Below are 17048 nucleotides of genomic sequence, written 5' to 3'. Positions count from 1 at the left end.
GAGTCTTCGCTAATTCCACATCCACAAAGATAGCTAAACAAGTTTTTATATAATCTTTCATCTTAAGTGCTTCAAAAACAGGAAATTCCAGATCAGCTTCTTTAACGACTCGAACCCGCCCCGCGGAAAGCGTCCATCCGCAGTGGAAATCATCAGACTTATGCTTTTATATTTATAGTAAAAGAAAAAGAATGTAGAAAAACTCGAAATTCTTCGAGTTACTCTACATTCTGAGACAAAATCTTGTTTTAGTGATATTTAATCTTTTTTATTTTGCAGTGGCAAAGAAACGATAAATTTTGTTCCTTGACCTAATTTACTTTCTACGGAAATATGACCTTGATGTTGTAAAACGATGGCATGTGCAATGGCCAAACCTAGACCCGTTCCCTCTTTTGCCTGAGTTTTTGTAGCTTGATAAAACCGTTCAAAAATATGTCGCAAATCATGTTCACTTATTCCTAATCCAGTGTCTTCTACGATAAGCTCAATCTTATCAGTTAAGCTTCTAAGTTCAACATTAATAAACCCTTGTTCCGTAAATTTTGCTGCATTATCAAGTAAAATATATAACATTTCTCGAATTTTTGTTTCATCGCCGATAAACTCGATATGGTCCTCTATTTTTGTTTTAAGTTCGATTGTACCCGGTAAAGTTCTTTCAAAGGATTTTGTCATATTATGAACTATATCGGATAATGCGATTGAATCCCTTTTAATAGGCAACTTATTCTGATCAAAACGTGCCAAAAATAAGAGACCTTCTAATAAGGTTTCCATATGCTGCGCTTCGTCTTTTAAATCAGTTATAACTTCTTTTCCAAAGGTACTAAATCGATTTTCATCATCACTTTCTAATACTTCCAAAGAGCTGTAAAAAACCGTTAAAGGTGTGCGTAATTCATGTGATGCATCTGATACAAATTTGCGTTGTCGATCAAAAGATTGTTTAATTGGTACCATTGCTTTACCTGCAAGATAGTGACTAAGAAAAGCAATAACTATTGTACCAATCAAAGTGAGAATGATAATGGTATACATCATCCGCTCTAACAAATGATGCTCTTTCGTTACCGATTGCCCAATAATCATATAATTTCCATTCGAATTTTGAGGTTGATGATATTTTAAAAGTAGTAAATGTTCCCCCTTCCATTCAATTGACTGTGGGTCACCATCTTTTGCATGGATCATTAGAGAGTCAATCTCATTACTAAGTCCATGAATAGATTCGTCGCCATGTACTAATTTGTGGTCCTTTGTGAAAATATAGTAAAAATAAATTCGGTTTGCATCATATTCGATTTCTCTATCTTTTCGAATATTGTTCCCCTGTAGATGGTAATGCTCCTTTTGCTGGAATAGTTTAAGTTCTTGTACTTGTTGTTGTAGTACAATGGCTGTAATAGCAAAATAGAGAACAATCATTAGTAAAAATACAAATAATAAGAAAAAGGTCAAATATTGCAAAGTAAGTTTTCGTTGAATTTTTTTAAACATAGGCATCTCTCAGTTTATAGCCGATACCTCTTACCGTTTGAATAAGAGAAGGCTGCTCGCCATCATCTATTTTTTTTCGAACTAATTTCACTAAAGCGTCCAGCGCATTATTGGATACTTCCTCGTCATATCCCCAGATATGATCATAAATTTGTTCTCTCGTTAAAATACGTCCTTTATTAATAAATAGGTATTCTAACAATAAGAACTCATTTTTTGTTAATTCGATTTTCTCATGATTCTTGAAAAGTGTTCGTGCATCTACATGAAGCTCAAATGATTGCAGTTGAATAATTTGTTCGATTGGTTTATTTTTTCTACGCAAAATAGCACGAACTCTTGCTAATAAAACCTGCATCTTAAAGGGCTTAATCAGATAATCATCTGCTCCCATGTCAAGGCCTTGAATCACATCTTGAGCATCATCTCTAGCAGTTAACATCAAAATTCCACCTTCATATCCATTTTTCCGTAACTCCTGACACACAGTGATTCCTTCCATTTTGGGCATCATCCAATCCAAAATAATCAAATCATACTCGTCCATAAGAGCATGTTCATATGCTTCAAAACCATTTTCTACACCTTCTACTGAATAACGTTCCTTTTTTAACATAAAAACAATATTCTTCAACAACCTCATATCGTCTTCAGCTACAAGAATTTTCATATTCTCACCTTCTAATTTAGGAGTCATACTTCAATATTACTACATGAAACTGAAATACATCTGAATCTTTGAAGAAGATAACATGACTCTTTTAGTTAAATGTAAAATTAATCTACCCCGAAAAAAAAATAGTGAAAGCTATATCAGCTTTCACTATCGTATAAATGATTAATCTTCATCAAAAATATTTTTCAAAAAGTAAACAAGTCTTAGTAGCTCAGTAAATAGGTTGATGAAGTCTAAATATAGATTTAATGCAACAAGTGGAACTTCTTCATCACTAATATGATTATGGGCAATTTGGTTCATATCATACAATGTGTATCCTACAAATAGGAGTACACCGATCGCACTAGCAACCACCATAACAAGATTACTAAAACCAACAAATATTGTAATAATGGAGAAGATAAACACACCGATTAAAACGATGAATAAAAACTTACCCCAGTTACCTAAATTACGTTTTGTATTGTATCCAATAAGACCAGCCACAATGAAGATAGCTGCAGTTGTACCGAAGATGACAAGAACTAAATTGCCACCTAAAGCCCCAATGTAAAAGTTTAATAGGCTATATAACGTAATACCTGTCAAGAAAGCAAACAAGATTGAAATGAATTTGCTGGCTTTTCTTGCTGCACGACTAAACATAACAATAATCAGTAAAACAACTGTTGCGATACTGATTGGCATAACAAGTGATGGTGGAACAAATACCCCAGCAAATAGCCCTACTGCTGTTACAGCCCATAATAAAGTAAAGAACCGAAGAACCTTCGGAAATTGTGATTCCATTCAACATAACCTCTTCTCGAATAGTTGATTAGTAATATATACGATTTAAGTCCTAAAAAGTTTCAAATAAAATTTTTAAGATATTGTTATATGCCTTATCTATTAGAATATTGTCTATGAAGCGGAAGATGGCGACTCCTGCGGGAAAGCGAGACAGGTGAGACCCCGCAGAGAATCGCGGTACGGGCTTCCGAGGAGGCTCAACGCTCGCTTAGCACGAAAGCGCCATCTGGAGCGGCATAAATACAGGAAATGACATATTGCCCGAATTATTAAGTTGTTTATTTAGAAGATAGGTTGATAGCTAAACCATAAATAATCGTTGACTTGTATTAAATACTCAAATTCATGGATAGACCATGGTGAATCGAGGTTATGTTAACCACCTTTCTATGTTTTTTATCAAATCTTCGAATTATGAAAATTATTCTAATAAACTATTTCAAAATAAGTACTTTAAAGTAGAATCGTTTCTTTATATTCAAACATTAAAATTAGATGGAATATTAATGGTCAAATATTAATATATGTGAATTAAAGACAAACTACTGAAAGGAGAATCATATGAAGAAATTTACTTACCTGAAATACCTTATCGCTCTAATTTTTGCCATTGGTTTATTTGTGTTTCAGCATCCTATAGCAAAAGCTGAAACAATGAATGGAGAAGTAATCTATCCAACGAATCTTTATAAAAGCCCAAGTTCAAAATCTACTAAATTAACAAAACTTCCAAAAAATAAAAAGGTCCTTCTTTATTTCATTCATCCTAACGGCTGGGCAAAGGTTAAATATGGACAGAAAATTGGATATATCTACAGCGTTAATTTAAATATCTTAAAAAAACAAAAAACAAGCTATACCATGAATCCAAAAAAGGTTTATAAATATCATAATACTGGTGTTGCAATAATCTCATATTCTAGTGAATACGATTATATGTGGAGTAATGGAAAAACTTCTAGTCCCTTCTTGCAATATGTTAATAAAAATTCATTTGTTTGGTATCAAGGTAAAAAACCTTTTCAGGAAGATCCAAAAGGATATGACCAAATACACATTATTGAAGGGTCACTTGGTCTTACTATGTACTCTGCTCATGCAGAGGGGTTGACGTTACTTGAGTATCCAGTAATCAATAATAAAAAATACTACTTTATGGGCCCCACCCCTGTACAAATGAACATTTTAAAAAAACCTTTCACAGTAAAAGCTGGATCCTTTAAAAACGTAGTCCGTGTCAATTATGGGGATATAAAAATGTATCTTGCACCAAATGTAGGTATTATTAAAATAACTAAAGATGGCAAAGCAACTAGAGAACTTATTTCACTCACAAATCAATGAATGATTATCAAATGCGAAAAAAGCTGTTCCTTATGGAACAGCTTTTTCAAATGCAAATAAATATTTATCATTTTTAATGGGGAATACTCCCATTTTATAATTGATCATACCACTTGATGCTATCAATTAATGCATCCACTTGTTTTTGATTGAGCTTATAATGTACAGTTTTTTTAGAATTTTTAAACTCGACCTCTACAATACTATTACTTTTAATATTGTTTTTCAAAAATGCTATTTCTGAATTCGAGAGAAATTCCGCATTTTCCATTAATTTTATAGTTTTACTTTTCTTATTGATTGTAAATTTAATTTGACTTGGTTTTAATTTTTCATGTTCGGCAAATAATACAAGATAGGCATATTTTTTATCCTCTACTGGTATTAGAACAATATTGTTTTTATAAATATAGTTACCCTTCGTATTAATTAAGTTTTTATGTCCGTACATTGTCCATTCATGTTTAGTTTCCTTATAAAAACTATCTTTCAATGTTCTTCTTACAGTAACAATCCTATTTTTAGTTGTTTTATTACCTGAAGAATCTACAACAGTATATGTTAATTTATAAGTACCTAATTTGTTATTATTTACTTTTCCACTGATTTTAATCTTATTTGTTACATTGCCATCATTTGTATCTTTTGCACTGATACCTTTTTTAGCATCAAATGATGTTCCTTTATAAATGATCTTATTGTCAACACCTAACAATATAGGTGCTTTTGTATCATTAATAGTTACTTGAAAATCCGTAGAAATGTTATTATATACAACATTTAAGATGATATTCCCTTTCTTTAAAGGAATAATTTTATTCGAATCAATCTTTACGACAGATGGATCTGAACTGGTCCAGATAATGTTACTGTTAACTGTACTTGATTGACCATCTGTTATGACCATAATTGCTAAATCCTGTTTTTCTCCGACTTCTAATGTTTCTAAATTACTAGGTAAAGTTATTGATGTTGTTTCTTCACCCTCAGCAGCACTTACCTTGTTAGAGTGCCCCCAAATTGCTAATGAAATAATTAATAATAGTATTACTTGTAACTTTTTCATACTCTCCTCCTATAAAGTTAAAATTTGTTAGTATAATATTATATTAACAATAATTCAGTCAATCAAATATGTATTTTTAGTAAATTTACTTAAAAAAAACGGTTATCTTTTTCTCAATGGTCTTTTCCATGCAAAAAACCTTCTTCTCAAAATAATTTTGAAAAGAAGGTTTTTATTTCTTAAATCATTCCTAAATTGAATAATACATATTATTTTGCAACGATGTTCACAAGTTTTCCAGGTACTGCAATCACTTTTTTGATATCTTTACCTTCGATAAACTCTTTTACGTGTTCGTCAGCAAGTGCAACTTTTTCTAGGTCTTCGCGTGATGCATCTTTTGAGACCAATAGTTTAGCACGGACTTTACCATTGACTTGAACAACGACTTCAATTTCGTCATCTACAAGTTTTGCAGGATCAAATGTTGGCCATAATTCGTATGTGATTGTATCTTCATGACCTAGTTTAGCCCAAAGTTCTTCAGCGACATGAGGAGCGATTGGTGCTAGCATTTTCACGAACCCTTCAGCGTATGCTGTTGGTACAACTTCAGCTTTATAGCAATCATTGATGAAGACCATCATTTGTGAAATAGATGTATTGAAACGGATATGTTCGTTGTTATCAGTCACCTTTTGTACTGTTTGGTGATACACTTTTTCTAAAGTTGTATCACTTGATGCTTGGATTTTATCTGATAGCTCGCCAGTTTCTTCGTTGATAAATAGACGCCAGATACGGTCTAAGAAACGACGTGCTCCGTCTAAACCGTTTGTAGACCAAGGAATAGAAGCTTCAAGCGGTCCCATGAACATTTCGTATAAACGAAGTGTATCTGCACCATGGCTAGCCACGATATCATCTGGGTTTACAACATTGCCTTTGGATTTAGACATTTTTTCGTTACCTTCACCAAGAATCATGCCTTGGTTGAATAGTTTTTGGAATGGTTCTTTTGTTGGTACAACACCCAAATCGTAAAGAACTTTATGCCAGAAACGAGCGTACAGCAAGTGAAGAACTGCGTGTTCTTGACCACCGATATAAATATCAACTGGTAACCAACGTTTTAATAGTTCTGGATCAGCGATTGCTTCTTTGTTATGTGGATCGATATAACGTAAGAAATACCAGCTAGAGCCAGCCCATTGAGGCATTGTGTTTGTTTCACGGCGACCTTTTTTACCTGTTACAGGGTCTACAACATTTACCCATTCCTCGATATTTGCAAGTGGTGACTCACCAGTTCCTGATGGACGGATATCAGATGTTTTTGGTAGAACTAATGGAAGTTCTTCTTCTGGAACAGTTGAAATTGTACCATCTTCCCAGTGAATGACAGGAATTGGTTCACCCCAATAGCGTTGGCGAGAGAATAACCAGTCACGTAGACGGTAAGAAATTTTCTTTTCTCCGACTTTGTTTTCTTCAAGCCAAGTAATTGCTTTTTGGATACCATCTGCTTTATCTAAACCGTTTAAGAAATCAGAATTGATATGTGTTCCATCTTCAGTGAACGCTTCTTTTGAAACATCTCCACCTTCTAATACAGGAATGATTGGTAGATTGAATTGTTTTGCAAATTCAAAGTCACGTTCATCGTGTGCTGGTACGGCCATGATTGCACCAGTACCATAGCTAGATAATACATAGTCTGCGATCCAAATTGGGATTTCTCTTCCGTTAATTGGGTTTACTGCATATGCACCGGTGAAGACACCTGTTTTTTCTTTTGCTAAATCAGTACGTTCAAGATCTGATTTCATCTTCACTTCATTAAGGTATGCTTCTACAGCAGCACGTTGTGAATCTGAAGTGATTTCTTTTACTAATGCATGTTCTGGAGCTAGTACTGTGTAAGTAGCACCAAATAATGTATCTGGGCGTGTAGTGAATACGCGGAAGCTTTTGTTCGTATCTTTGATATTGAAATCGACCTCTGCACCTTCAGAACGGCCAATCCAGTGACGTTGCATATCTTTAATATTTTCTGGCCAATCGACATCTTCTAAATCATCAATTAGACGATCAGCATATGCAGTAATTTTAAGCATCCATTGTTTCATTGGACGGCGTTCTACTGGATGACCACCACGTTCTGATTTACCATCGATCACTTCTTCGTTTGCTAACACCGTACCAAGTGCTGGACACCAGTTAACAGCTACTTCATCAATGTAAGCTAAACCTTTTTTATACAGTTGGATGAAGATCCATTGAGTCCATTTATAGTATTCAGGATCTGTTGTATTAATTTCACGATCCCAATCATAACTAAAACCTAGTTCTTGGATTTGACGTTTAAATGTGCTGATGTTCTTTTGTGTAAATTCTGCAGGGTCATTTCCTGTATCAAGTGCATATTGTTCAGCAGGAAGACCAAATGCATCCCATCCCATTGGATGCATTACATTGTAGCCTTGCATACGTTTGAAGCGAGATAAGATATCTGTTGCAGTATAGCCTTCAGGGTGTCCTACATGAAGACCTGCACCTGAAGGATATGGGAACATATCTAATGCAAAAAATTTAGGTTTCGAATCTTCATTTACTGTTTTGAATGTTTCGTGTTCAGCCCAGTAAGCTTGCCATTTTTTCTCGATTTCTTGATGATTGAAATTCAATGGTAACTCCTCCTTCTTGTGTAAAATAACGATAGTTAGTTAATTTGCTTCTAATATGAAGAATTCCGTGAAATATAAAAACTCTCGTCCCTTGAAAAAGGGACGAGAGTATCAATTCTCCCGCGGTACCACCCAAATTAGTGTAAGCACTCAACTTGATTCCTTAACGCGGAAAACGACTTTGGCTATCATTCATTTCACCATTGTGACTCCCGGGCGAGTTCAATTTACCGATTTACTAACTTACACCAACCGTTAGCTCTCTACAAAATCAAGATAAACCTACTATTCCCATTCATAGTCATATCATATTGAGTTTTATTCTAATCGAAGTTACGTAAATTGACAAGAGATTTAGCAAAATTGTGAAATTCTTGTGGATAATTAGTAAATGAACACTTTCCTGTTGAACATAACTTATTCAAAATAGTTATTCAGTAGCACGGATAATGTTGATGATTTCACTCGCATTTTCAATTTTATACATGGTTTCAGTATTTTGCTCATTTATGAACGTAGCTGATTTTTCCTGAAACCAAAATGAATAAGATTCTTCTCCTAATTGAATTGAATATTGTGGATTCGCTACATCGACTATTCCATCTAGTTTCTTAGTATTACGTATAGCATTTTCAATGGTTGTGATTTCTTTTAGATTTAAAATTTTGGATGTCATCTTGTTGTTCAAGTCCGATACTTTTATTTCGTTAACCGTACTTGAATTAGAACAAGCTGAAACTAATAGGACAAATAGGAAGACGAATAACAATTTGTTTATTTGCTTGTTCAGTGATAACTCCTACTTTCTTAATTAATTTCCACTTTGAGCTCTACTCCTGTAAATTTGCAAACATCCTCAACAGTAAAACCATCCATCACTTCTTTTAATACGAGTCCTTGCTCTGTAACTTCAATTACTGCTTTTTCCGTAATAATTAAATCAACTACTCTTTTTCCTGTTAGCGGTAAGTCACAAGTCTTTTTAATCTTTGGAGATCCATCTTTTGCATTATGTTCCATGATGACAATCACTTTTTTCGCACCATGAACTAGATCCATTGCGCCGCCCATACCTTTGATCATCTTTCCTGGAATCATCCAATTAGCAAGATCTCCTTTTTCAGAAACCTCCATACCACCTAAGATGGCTACATCAATATGTCCTCCACGAATCATCGCAAAGGAATCTGCACTGCTAAAAAAAGACGCACCAAGTACAGTTGTTACGGTTTCTTTTCCAGCATTGATTAAGTCTGGATCAATTTGATCTGAAGTAGGGTAAGGACCAATGCCAAGAAGCCCGTTTTCAGATTGCAAAATAACATTTTTTTCTTCTATATAATTAGCAACAAGCGTAGGCATACCAATTCCCAGATTCACGTAATTTCCATCGGCTATTTCCTTTGAAGCCCTTATTGCAATCTTTTCACGAATATTCATGTTTTTCCCCCTATAATCGAGTTGTTACTTTTTCAATGCGTTTTTGTTGTTCTGCCTGAAGCATACCTTGAACATAAATACTTGGCGTATGAATAAAACCCGGATCTAGTTCTCCTATTTCAACAAATTCTTCCACTTCCGCTATAGTTATTTTCGCAGCAGTTGCCATAATTGGATTAAAGTTTTGTGCTGTTTTGTTATATTGTAAATTCCCTAGCCGATCTGATTTATAAGCTCGTATAAAAGCAAAATCAGCAACCAGAGATTGTTCTAGTAAATATTCTTTTTCACCAAAGAGGCGAATTTCCTTTCCTTCTGCAATCCATGTACCAACTCCAGCAGGTGTATAAAAAGCAGGAATCCCTGCACCACCAGCACGTATTTTTTCTGCTAACGTTCCTTGTGGAGTCAGCTCGACCTCTAAATCGCCTGCTATTACTTGGCGTTCAAACTCTTTGTTTTCGCCTACATATGAAGCTATTACTTTTTTAATCTGTTTATTTTTTAATAGTAAACCAAGACCCCAGTCATCAATACCACAATTGTTAGAGATGACTGTTAAATCCTTTACTCCACTCTTCGCGAGAGCAATAATAAGTTGCTCAGGAATACCCACGAGTCCAAACCCACCTACCATAATGGTCATTCCGTCTTTAACTTGTGCTATTGCCTCATCTGCAGAACGATATATTGTTTTCATCCCATCACTCCCCTTTTCTATTATTCTCTCAAAGACAGAATTTTCTTGCAAATTTAAGCGAAATTCTTTTTAGTACATACCTTTTCAATAAAACATTCATGATCTTTTCGCTCCAACATTGTCAAAAATAATGTTATAGCATCTAACGTATTTGTTTAGTTTCCTCCCCCTCCATTTCCACTGAATAACCGCCAAGCCTCCTCATTCGCAAGCCGATCATTGCGAGGGCTATGCAGTTAGTTTTTCTGCTGGAGTGCAAGGACATCCTCTTTATGCATACAAAAAAGGAGCCTCTTTTAGCTCCTTTAGTAAAAAAATTATATATTTCTTTCTTGTTCTTTTTGTTTCATAGGTCGATCATACAACATATAAGGAATCAATGAGATTGCTAATATTATAATCAACACATAAAACGTTATTTTCATCCCATACTGATCCGCTAAAACACCACCAATAAATGGTCCAAGCATTTTACCAATCGCACTAAAACTATTAATCAACCCTTGGTAAAAACCATCTCTTCCTTTTGGTGCTAGCTTGCTAGCAATTGTTGGTACAATTGGCCAAACAAACATTTCACCAAAAGTTAAAATTATCATTGCTACAAGGAACATTTTAAATGTACTTGCAAAACTAACAACATAGAATGAAATGATAAAAATCGTAACTCCAATAAAAATTTGCCCTTTATAAAACTCGCCCATTTTCTTAACAATTGGACTGATAAGTGGTTGCCCCAAAACAATTAATAAGCCATTTGTAGTCCACAATAGACTATATTGGTTCAACGAAATGCCAAGATCTTGTGTATATGATGAAATCGTAGTCGTCCATTGTGTATAAACCATCCAGCCTATTAGGTAACCGATTCCTAAAATAATTAATGCATACAATGATGATCTATTCTTTACTTTTCCACTTTCACTAATAACAGAGCTTGGAGCAATTTCGTTTTCTGTTGAAATTTTTTTATATGATAAAGCAATAAAGAAAAACACCACATACATGATTAAATTCGCAATAAATAAATAATCAAAGCTTTTATTTGCTACTACTCCCGCAAGTGCTGGACCAATTGCCACACCTAAGTTCGTTGCAAGGTAGATTGCATTAAATCCTTTTCGACCGCCTTCTGGCCAAGCAGTACCGACCATCGCGAACATACTCGGGAAGACGATACCTCCACTGAAACCAATTAAAGTTAAAAACCAAACATATTGTGGCCAATCATGCCAAATAACTAGGCATATTAATCCAATGATGGTAATAATCGTTCCCATCATAATAGATTTATAACCACCAAATTTATCAAATACATAGCCACCTAATAGATTTCCAACTACACCGGCAGCAGCGTTTCCCATAAGAACAAGGCCAGCCATTGAAAGCGATTGTCCAAGGTGATCGTGCATATAAATTGTATTTAATGGCCATAAAAAAGAGTTGCCTACCGTATTGACAAGCATCCCAATAATTAACAACCATACACTTTTAGGCATTGTTAGTCCTCCATTTTTATTTCGTATATCTAAGCAATAGTAACAACCTTTTGTTAAAGTTACAACCATATTTCGTTAAATTTAACTTTCTTTTATTAACAAATACTGTGAAAAATCAATCAAAATACTTTTTTCATCTCAAAGCTTCACGGAGATTTTTCATAATCTGAATTTGGCGACTTAAATAGTCATCAGCGTGGTTACAATTCATTTTATCGAGTATAAAGCTGCCGTGAGCGTGGATTAATCTATTCGCGGAATTACAATGTAACCCCACAACCACTCTAGCCGCGGACAATCGGAGTATCTATCAAAAATCTCTACAGTTCGACTTTTAATTAATAAGGGACAAAGTATTCGTCGACTTCTACCAGTCCGTGATAGAATAGGAAGTTGAGGAGTGAAATTATGACAGATATTAAAACCAATGAATTCCCATTTCCTTCTGATGGGAAACGTTATTATACATGGAATCGCTTTTTACGAGATGAATTTGGTTGTAAAGTTTATAAAGTTGCCTTAGATGCAGGCTTTGATTGTCCAAACCGTGATGGTACAGTTGCTTTTGGTGGTTGCACTTTCTGTAGTGCAGCAGGATCTGGAGATTTTGCCGGAGACCGTGTAGACCCAATTCCTGTTCAATTCGATATTATTAAAGAAAAAATGCAGCATAAATGGAAAGACGGCAAAACAATGGCCTACTTCCAAGCTTATACAAATACACATGCTCCTCTCCCTGTTTTAAAAGAAAAATTTGAAGCAGCTCTTGCTTGTGAGGGTGTTATGGGTTTAAGTATTGCAACTCGCCCTGACTGTTTGCCAGATGATGTTGTTGAATATTTGGCCGAGTTAAATGAACGTACGTATTTATGGGTTGAACTTGGATTACAAACGGTTCATGAGCGTACAGCTAATTTGATTAACCGAGCACATGACTATGCAACTTATGTAGAAGGTGTAGAAAAACTACGCAAACATGGCATTCGTGTATGCACTCATATTATCAACGGCTTACCTCTTGAAGACTACGCTATGATGATGGAAACAGCTCGAGAAGTAGCAAAACTTGATGTGCAAGCAATCAAAATCCATTTACTTCATTTATTGAAAGGTACTCCACTTGTTAAACAGTATGAAAAAGGTATGCTTGAATTTATGGATAAAGATGCCTATATCAATTTAGTAGCTGATCAATTAGAAGTAATCCCTCCTGACATGGTCGTACAACGTATTACAGGTGATGGACCAATTGACTTAATGATTGGTCCAATGTGGTCAGTCAATAAATGGGAAGTACTAAATGGTATTGATGCTGAGTTGAAACGTCGCGGAAGCTGGCAAGGAAAATTCTACAAACCGGAAGAAGCTGAGACAAAATGAAATTACAACGTGTCTTACAATACGCACAATTTCTTCTGCGACAAACGGTAGAAGAAGGTGATGTTGTCGTAGATGCAACTGCTGGTAACGGCTATGATACTGTTTTTCTTGCTCAACTAGTTGGTGAAAAGGGCCATGTGTATGCATTTGACGTACAACAGCAAGCAGTAAATTCTACAAAGAATCGTTTACATGAAGAAGGTTTATCCGAACGTGTATCCGTCATTTTAGACGGTCACGAAAACGTTGCCCACTATATTAATGAACGAATTAGTGCTGCTATTTTCAATTTAGGCTATTTACCAGGTAGTGAACACGATATTATTACAAAGCCTAATACAACCTTAAAAGCGATTGAAAGTTTATTGGGTTTAGTAAAAGTAGGTGGCATGATTGTATTAGTAGTCTACTATGGACACGAAGGCGGTAAAGAAGAGCGTAATCAAGTAATTGAATATGTCAGCAATTTACCACAGAAAAAAGTACATGTATTGAGATATGAATTTATCAATCAAAAAAATGACCCTCCATTTATCATTGCACTTGAAAAAATGAAGGAACTATAACATAAACTTTAGCTTTCTAGGTACCTTAAATCATTCATTTAAGGTGCCTTTTTTATGCATTGTTTTCGTTTATATCACTATTCACCATTGAAAGAATGAACCTCAAACTCTACTTTTCCCGGAATATTATTAAACATAGATGTATAGACTAATAACATCATATTTAAAAAGGGGCTTAAAAATCTATGCCAAAGATACATGCAGTTAGTACATATTCCCCCTCTCATCAAGTTCCTCAGGATCAAGCTGAAGAATTTATTCATCAACTTTTCAATGGGAAAATGGCGAGACTTGAACGATATTTAAAAGTTTTTAAGAATGGCGAGATTCTAAATAGACAGTTGGCCATGCCTATTGAATGGTACAAAGAAGATCATTCCTTTTCTGAAAGAAATGATTTATATATTGAATTGGCAACAGAGTATGGTGTTCGAGTCATTCAAGATTGTTTGGCAGAAGTTTCTGATGTAGAGATTACAGATATTGATGCGATAATATTTGTTTCTACAACAGGTATTTCAACTCCAAGTATTGAGGCACGGTTAATGAACCAGCTATCATTTTCAGAGGATGTCGTGCGCATTCCTATATGGGGCCTTGGTTGTGGTGGCGGTGCAGCAGGAATTAGTAGAGCAAATGATTATTGTTTAGCACATCCAGAAGCTTTAGTATTAATTATCTGTCTTGAATTATGTAGTCTTACCTTTCAACCAGGAGATATGAACAAAAGTAACTTTATCGGTACTTCACTATTTGGAGATGGGGTCGCTTGTGTTTTGGTAAGTGGTGACCAAGTGAAGTTATCCAGTAGGAACGCGTTACCCTCTATAAAAGCAACAGCTTCCAGACTACTACCAAATTCAGAGGATGTGATGGGATGGCGTATTGAAGATAACGGCCTTCACGTCATTTTCTCTAAAAGTATTCCTAGCATTATTGAAAAATGGTTTACTCCATTTTTAAAAAGTTTTCTTCAAAAAAATGAACAATCAATAACAAATATCAACCGATTTATTGCTCATCCTGGAGGAAAAAAAGTGCTTGCCGCCTACGAAACAGCTTTGGGGCTTTCAAAAGAATTACTTGCACCAAGTTCTTTCATTCTACAACAGCATGGCAATATGTCCTCACCAACAGTGCTTTATGTTTTAAAGCATGTTATGCAACAAAAACCAGAAAGTGGCGAACTAGGAATCATGGCCTCATTAGGTCCTGGATTTAGCGGTGAATTAGTTTTACTAGAGTGGGAGGGCTAAACATTTTATTTATCATTGTTTTTGCAATCATTTGTCTTCAAAGAATTGTAGAGTTACGTATTGCTAGAGCTAATGAACATTATATGAAAGAACGCGGTGCAATTGAATTTGGTCAATCGCATTATCCCTTTATCGTATTACTACATGTATCATTTTTGTTTAGTTTACTGATTGAAAATTTAATAAAAGGCTTTGCACTCAGTCCAATATGGATATGGTTACTCGGTTTCTTTTTGATATTACAAATAGGTCGTGTCTGGGCTATTAAGTCATTGGGGCATTTTTGGAATACGAAAATCATAGTACTGCCGAATGCAAATTTAGTAAAGAAGGGGCCATATAAATGGTTACCACACCCAAACTATTTGATTGTAGCTTTAGAGATTGCTATCATACCGTTAATTTTCCAGGCTAATTTAACAGCTGCTTTGTTTACGATTTTGAATATGGTTATGATGCTTATTCGAATTCCTGCTGAAGAAGCTGCATTAAAAAGTATATTTAAAAACAGTGAGAGATTAGAGCATTAATAGATGCATATTGAAAAAACTAGGAGCATTAAGATGCCCCTAGTTTTTTCTTTTCATCGTGATTATTCTTATTATATTCCACCCAGAAATCTGCGTTTTTAATTCCTAGTTGTTCTGGATTGAAGACAGGATCCTTGCCTTCTTTTTTCTGTTTCTCGTAATCTTTCAGAGCTAATAATGCAGGTTTCATAATAACAAGAATACCTATTACGTTAACCCATACCATCAAACCTAAGCCTACATCACCTAGCGCCCATGCAAAAGTGGATGCTTTATAAGATCCATAGAAGTTTGCCCCTAAGAATATGATTCTAGTAATCCATGTAGCTACAACTTGTGATCGTCCTTTAAACAAATATGCAATATTTGTTTCTGCAATATAGTAATAAGCCATGATTGTTGTAAATGCAAAGAAGAATAAGGCAACCGCTACAAAGCCAGAACCAAAGCCTGGGAATGCATGGTCAACTGCGAATTGCGTATATGCAGACCCCGCAGATACTTGTTCTGCAACAGTACCTGAACCAAACTTACCTAAAAACACGAATTTTTCTTTCGCTTCATCGAATACATTATATGTCCCTGAGAATAAAACCATAAATGCAGTAGCAGAACAAACTAATAACGTATCGATATAAACTGATGCTGCTTGTACAAGCCCTTGTTTAGCTGGATGCGAAACTTCTGCAGCAGATGCAGCATGTGCACCTGTTCCTTGTCCAGCTTCGTTAGAATAGACACCACGTTTAACACCCCATGCAATCGCTGCACCAATCATTCCACCAAAAGTAGAATCTAATGCAAATGCATTTTCAAAAATTAGTTTGATTACATGTGGTACTTCACTGATATTCATAAAAATAATAATAAATGCCATAAGCATATAAAAAATTGCCATAAACGGTACAACATATTGTGCTACGGTTGCAATCGATTTAACACCACCAATAATAATAACTGCTAAAAGAGCTGTAACAACTAATCCCGTAATCCATGGTGTAATACCGAATGCATTATGCACAGCATCTGAAATGGCATTTGATTGTATCCCTGGCATTAAAGCTGCCATAGCGATTAAAGCTGCTACTGCAAATACTATGCCTGCCCATTTCTTACCAGTACCTTTCTCCAAGTAGTAAGCTGGACCTCCACGATATTGGTCATCATGTTCTTCTTTATAAATTTGTCCTAAAGTTGATTCGATATAGGCTGTAGCAGATCCGATAAATGCAATTGCCCACATCCAAAATACTGCTCCAGGTCCACCAAACGCGATTGCTGTTGCAGTTCCAGCAATATTACCAGTCCCTACACGACCAGATAAAGCAATCGATAAAGCCTGGAAAGATGAAATCCCCTTTTCAGATTTTTCCCCTTTAAACATTAGTACAACCATGTCTTTTATAAATCGTACTTGTGGAAATTTCATGATAATCGAGAAGAATAATCCAACTAGTAAAATACCATAAATCATCCACGGACCCCATAGAATTTCATTTATAAACGTGACAATTTTCTCCATATAATACCCCTTTTCTGAATTGTTTCATAATTCAATATATTCTAAATTGTAATTTATTTCAATAATAATATTAAAAATATAATATTTTTAGAAATTTTTAGAAGTTGATTGATGGGTATTCGTCTGAATGAAAAGCTATTTTCTAAA

General features: G+C 35.0%; 15 protein-coding genes and 1 other annotated feature. Of the genes, 5 read left to right on the top strand and 10 right to left on the bottom strand.

Annotation, left to right across the window (positions count from 1 at the left end):
• Nucleotides 1–258: 258 nt before the first annotated feature.
• From ABE048_RS06985 to ABE048_RS06975, 3 genes are all read right to left on the bottom strand, one after another.
• Nucleotides 259–1500 carry a sensor histidine kinase gene (locus tag ABE048_RS06985; RefSeq protein WP_430310169.1) on the bottom strand — a complete coding sequence of 414 codons (1242 nt, stop codon included), beginning with the start codon at nucleotides 1498–1500 and terminating at the stop codon, nucleotides 259–261.
• A complete protein-coding gene (locus tag ABE048_RS06980; protein WP_430310168.1) occupies nucleotides 1493–2170 on the bottom strand; it encodes a response regulator transcription factor in 678 nt (225 codons plus the stop codon). The genes ABE048_RS06985 and ABE048_RS06980 overlap by 8 nt, the downstream gene beginning before the upstream one ends.
• 168 nt (nucleotides 2171–2338) lie before the next feature.
• Nucleotides 2339–2968, bottom strand: a complete 630-nt coding sequence (locus ABE048_RS06975) for a Bax inhibitor-1/YccA family protein (protein ID WP_430310166.1) — start codon at nucleotides 2966–2968, stop codon at nucleotides 2339–2341.
• Nucleotides 2969–3532: 564 nt separating this feature from the next.
• Here ABE048_RS06975 and ABE048_RS06970 point away from each other — a divergent pair.
• Complete coding sequence (locus ABE048_RS06970; protein ID WP_430310164.1) at nucleotides 3533–4315, top strand: SH3 domain-containing protein; 783 nt, start codon at nucleotides 3533–3535, stop codon at nucleotides 4313–4315.
• A 94-nt stretch (nucleotides 4316–4409) separates the two neighbouring features.
• Here the strand turns inward: ABE048_RS06970 and ABE048_RS06965 are convergent, their stop codons facing one another.
• From ABE048_RS06965 to ABE048_RS06940, 6 genes are all read right to left on the bottom strand, one after another.
• Nucleotides 4410–5381 (bottom strand): DUF5011 domain-containing protein, encoded by a 972-nt coding sequence (locus tag ABE048_RS06965; RefSeq protein WP_430310162.1) that lies wholly within the window; start codon nucleotides 5379–5381, stop codon nucleotides 4410–4412.
• Between the two features lie 209 nt (nucleotides 5382–5590).
• Nucleotides 5591–8008, bottom strand: coding sequence for a leucine--tRNA ligase (leuS, locus tag ABE048_RS06960; protein ID WP_430310161.1), 2418 nt, complete (start codon nucleotides 8006–8008; stop codon nucleotides 5591–5593).
• A gap of 95 nt (nucleotides 8009–8103) precedes the next feature.
• Nucleotides 8104–8316 (bottom strand) — a binding site (T-box leader).
• A gap of 122 nt (nucleotides 8317–8438) precedes the next feature.
• Complete coding sequence (locus ABE048_RS06955) at nucleotides 8439–8696, bottom strand: hypothetical protein (protein ID WP_430310160.1); 258 nt, start codon at nucleotides 8694–8696, stop codon at nucleotides 8439–8441.
• A 119-nt stretch (nucleotides 8697–8815) separates the two neighbouring features.
• Complete coding sequence (locus ABE048_RS06950) at nucleotides 8816–9448, bottom strand: 3-oxoacid CoA-transferase subunit B (RefSeq protein WP_430310159.1); 633 nt, start codon at nucleotides 9446–9448, stop codon at nucleotides 8816–8818.
• 10 nt (nucleotides 9449–9458) lie between these two features.
• Complete coding sequence (locus ABE048_RS06945) at nucleotides 9459–10148, bottom strand: CoA transferase subunit A (protein ID WP_430310158.1); 690 nt, start codon at nucleotides 10146–10148, stop codon at nucleotides 9459–9461.
• Between the two features lie 317 nt (nucleotides 10149–10465).
• On the bottom strand, nucleotides 10466–11647 hold the full coding sequence (locus ABE048_RS06940; protein WP_430310156.1) for an MDR family MFS transporter: 1182 nt from the start codon (nucleotides 11645–11647) through the stop codon (nucleotides 10466–10468).
• A 408-nt stretch (nucleotides 11648–12055) separates the two neighbouring features.
• Here ABE048_RS06940 and ABE048_RS06935 point away from each other — a divergent pair, with 408 nt between their 5' ends.
• From ABE048_RS06935 to ABE048_RS06920, 4 genes are all read left to right on the top strand, one after another.
• Complete coding sequence (locus tag ABE048_RS06935; RefSeq protein ID WP_430310155.1) at nucleotides 12056–13027, top strand: TIGR01212 family radical SAM protein; 972 nt, start codon at nucleotides 12056–12058, stop codon at nucleotides 13025–13027.
• Nucleotides 13024–13593 carry a class I SAM-dependent methyltransferase gene (locus tag ABE048_RS06930; protein ID WP_430310153.1) on the top strand — a complete coding sequence of 190 codons (570 nt, stop codon included), beginning with the start codon at nucleotides 13024–13026 and terminating at the stop codon, nucleotides 13591–13593. Before ABE048_RS06935 ends, ABE048_RS06930 begins: the two co-directional genes overlap by 4 nt.
• A gap of 185 nt (nucleotides 13594–13778) precedes the next feature.
• Nucleotides 13779–14849: a type III polyketide synthase gene (locus ABE048_RS06925; protein ID WP_430310152.1), complete on the top strand. Its 1071-nt coding sequence runs from the start codon at nucleotides 13779–13781 to the stop codon at nucleotides 14847–14849.
• Nucleotides 14837–15379, top strand: coding sequence for an isoprenylcysteine carboxyl methyltransferase family protein (locus tag ABE048_RS06920; RefSeq protein WP_430310150.1), 543 nt, complete (start codon nucleotides 14837–14839; stop codon nucleotides 15377–15379). Before ABE048_RS06925 ends, ABE048_RS06920 begins: the two co-directional genes overlap by 13 nt.
• 28 nt (nucleotides 15380–15407) lie before the next feature.
• Here ABE048_RS06920 and ABE048_RS06915 read toward each other — a convergent pair whose 3' ends face one another.
• Complete coding sequence (locus ABE048_RS06915; protein ID WP_430310148.1) at nucleotides 15408–16901, bottom strand: alanine/glycine:cation symporter family protein; 1494 nt, start codon at nucleotides 16899–16901, stop codon at nucleotides 15408–15410.
• Nucleotides 16902–17048 lie beyond the last annotated feature (147 nt).

It is taken from the genome of Rummeliibacillus pycnus (assembly GCF_050459865.1).
GTDB classification, from domain to species: domain Bacteria; phylum Bacillota; class Bacilli; order Bacillales_A; family Planococcaceae; genus Rummeliibacillus; species Rummeliibacillus pycnus_B.
Note: the sequence above shows the minus strand (reverse complement) of the source record. Positions and strands in the feature narration are given on the sequence as shown.

What these genes read in the sequence shown, in the direction of transcription:
- ABE048_RS06985 (WP_430310169.1), bottom strand. Translation starts at nt 1,500, where the DNA reads ATGTTTAAAAAAATTCAACGAAAACTTACTTTGCAATATTTGACCTTT.
- ABE048_RS06980 (WP_430310168.1), bottom strand. Translation starts at nt 2,170, where the DNA reads ATGAAAATTCTTGTAGCTGAAGACGATATGAGGTTGTTGAAGAATATT.
- ABE048_RS06975 (WP_430310166.1), bottom strand. Translation starts at nt 2,968, where the DNA reads ATGGAATCACAATTTCCGAAGGTTCTTCGGTTCTTTACTTTATTATGG.
- ABE048_RS06970 (WP_430310164.1), top strand. Translation starts at nt 3,533, where the DNA reads ATGAAGAAATTTACTTACCTGAAATACCTTATCGCTCTAATTTTTGCC.
- ABE048_RS06965 (WP_430310162.1), bottom strand. Translation starts at nt 5,381, where the DNA reads ATGAAAAAGTTACAAGTAATACTATTATTAATTATTTCATTAGCAATT.
- ABE048_RS06950 (WP_430310159.1), bottom strand. Translation starts at nt 9,448, where the DNA reads ATGAATATTCGTGAAAAGATTGCAATAAGGGCTTCAAAGGAAATAGCC.
- ABE048_RS06945 (WP_430310158.1), bottom strand. Translation starts at nt 10,148, where the DNA reads ATGAAAACAATATATCGTTCTGCAGATGAGGCAATAGCACAAGTTAAA.
- ABE048_RS06940 (WP_430310156.1), bottom strand. Translation starts at nt 11,647, where the DNA reads ATGCCTAAAAGTGTATGGTTGTTAATTATTGGGATGCTTGTCAATACG.
- ABE048_RS06935 (WP_430310155.1), top strand. Translation starts at nt 12,056, where the DNA reads ATGACAGATATTAAAACCAATGAATTCCCATTTCCTTCTGATGGGAAA.
- ABE048_RS06930 (WP_430310153.1), top strand. Translation starts at nt 13,024, where the DNA reads ATGAAATTACAACGTGTCTTACAATACGCACAATTTCTTCTGCGACAA.
- ABE048_RS06925 (WP_430310152.1), top strand. Translation starts at nt 13,779, where the DNA reads ATGCCAAAGATACATGCAGTTAGTACATATTCCCCCTCTCATCAAGTT.
- ABE048_RS06915 (WP_430310148.1), bottom strand. Translation starts at nt 16,901, where the DNA reads ATGGAGAAAATTGTCACGTTTATAAATGAAATTCTATGGGGTCCGTGG.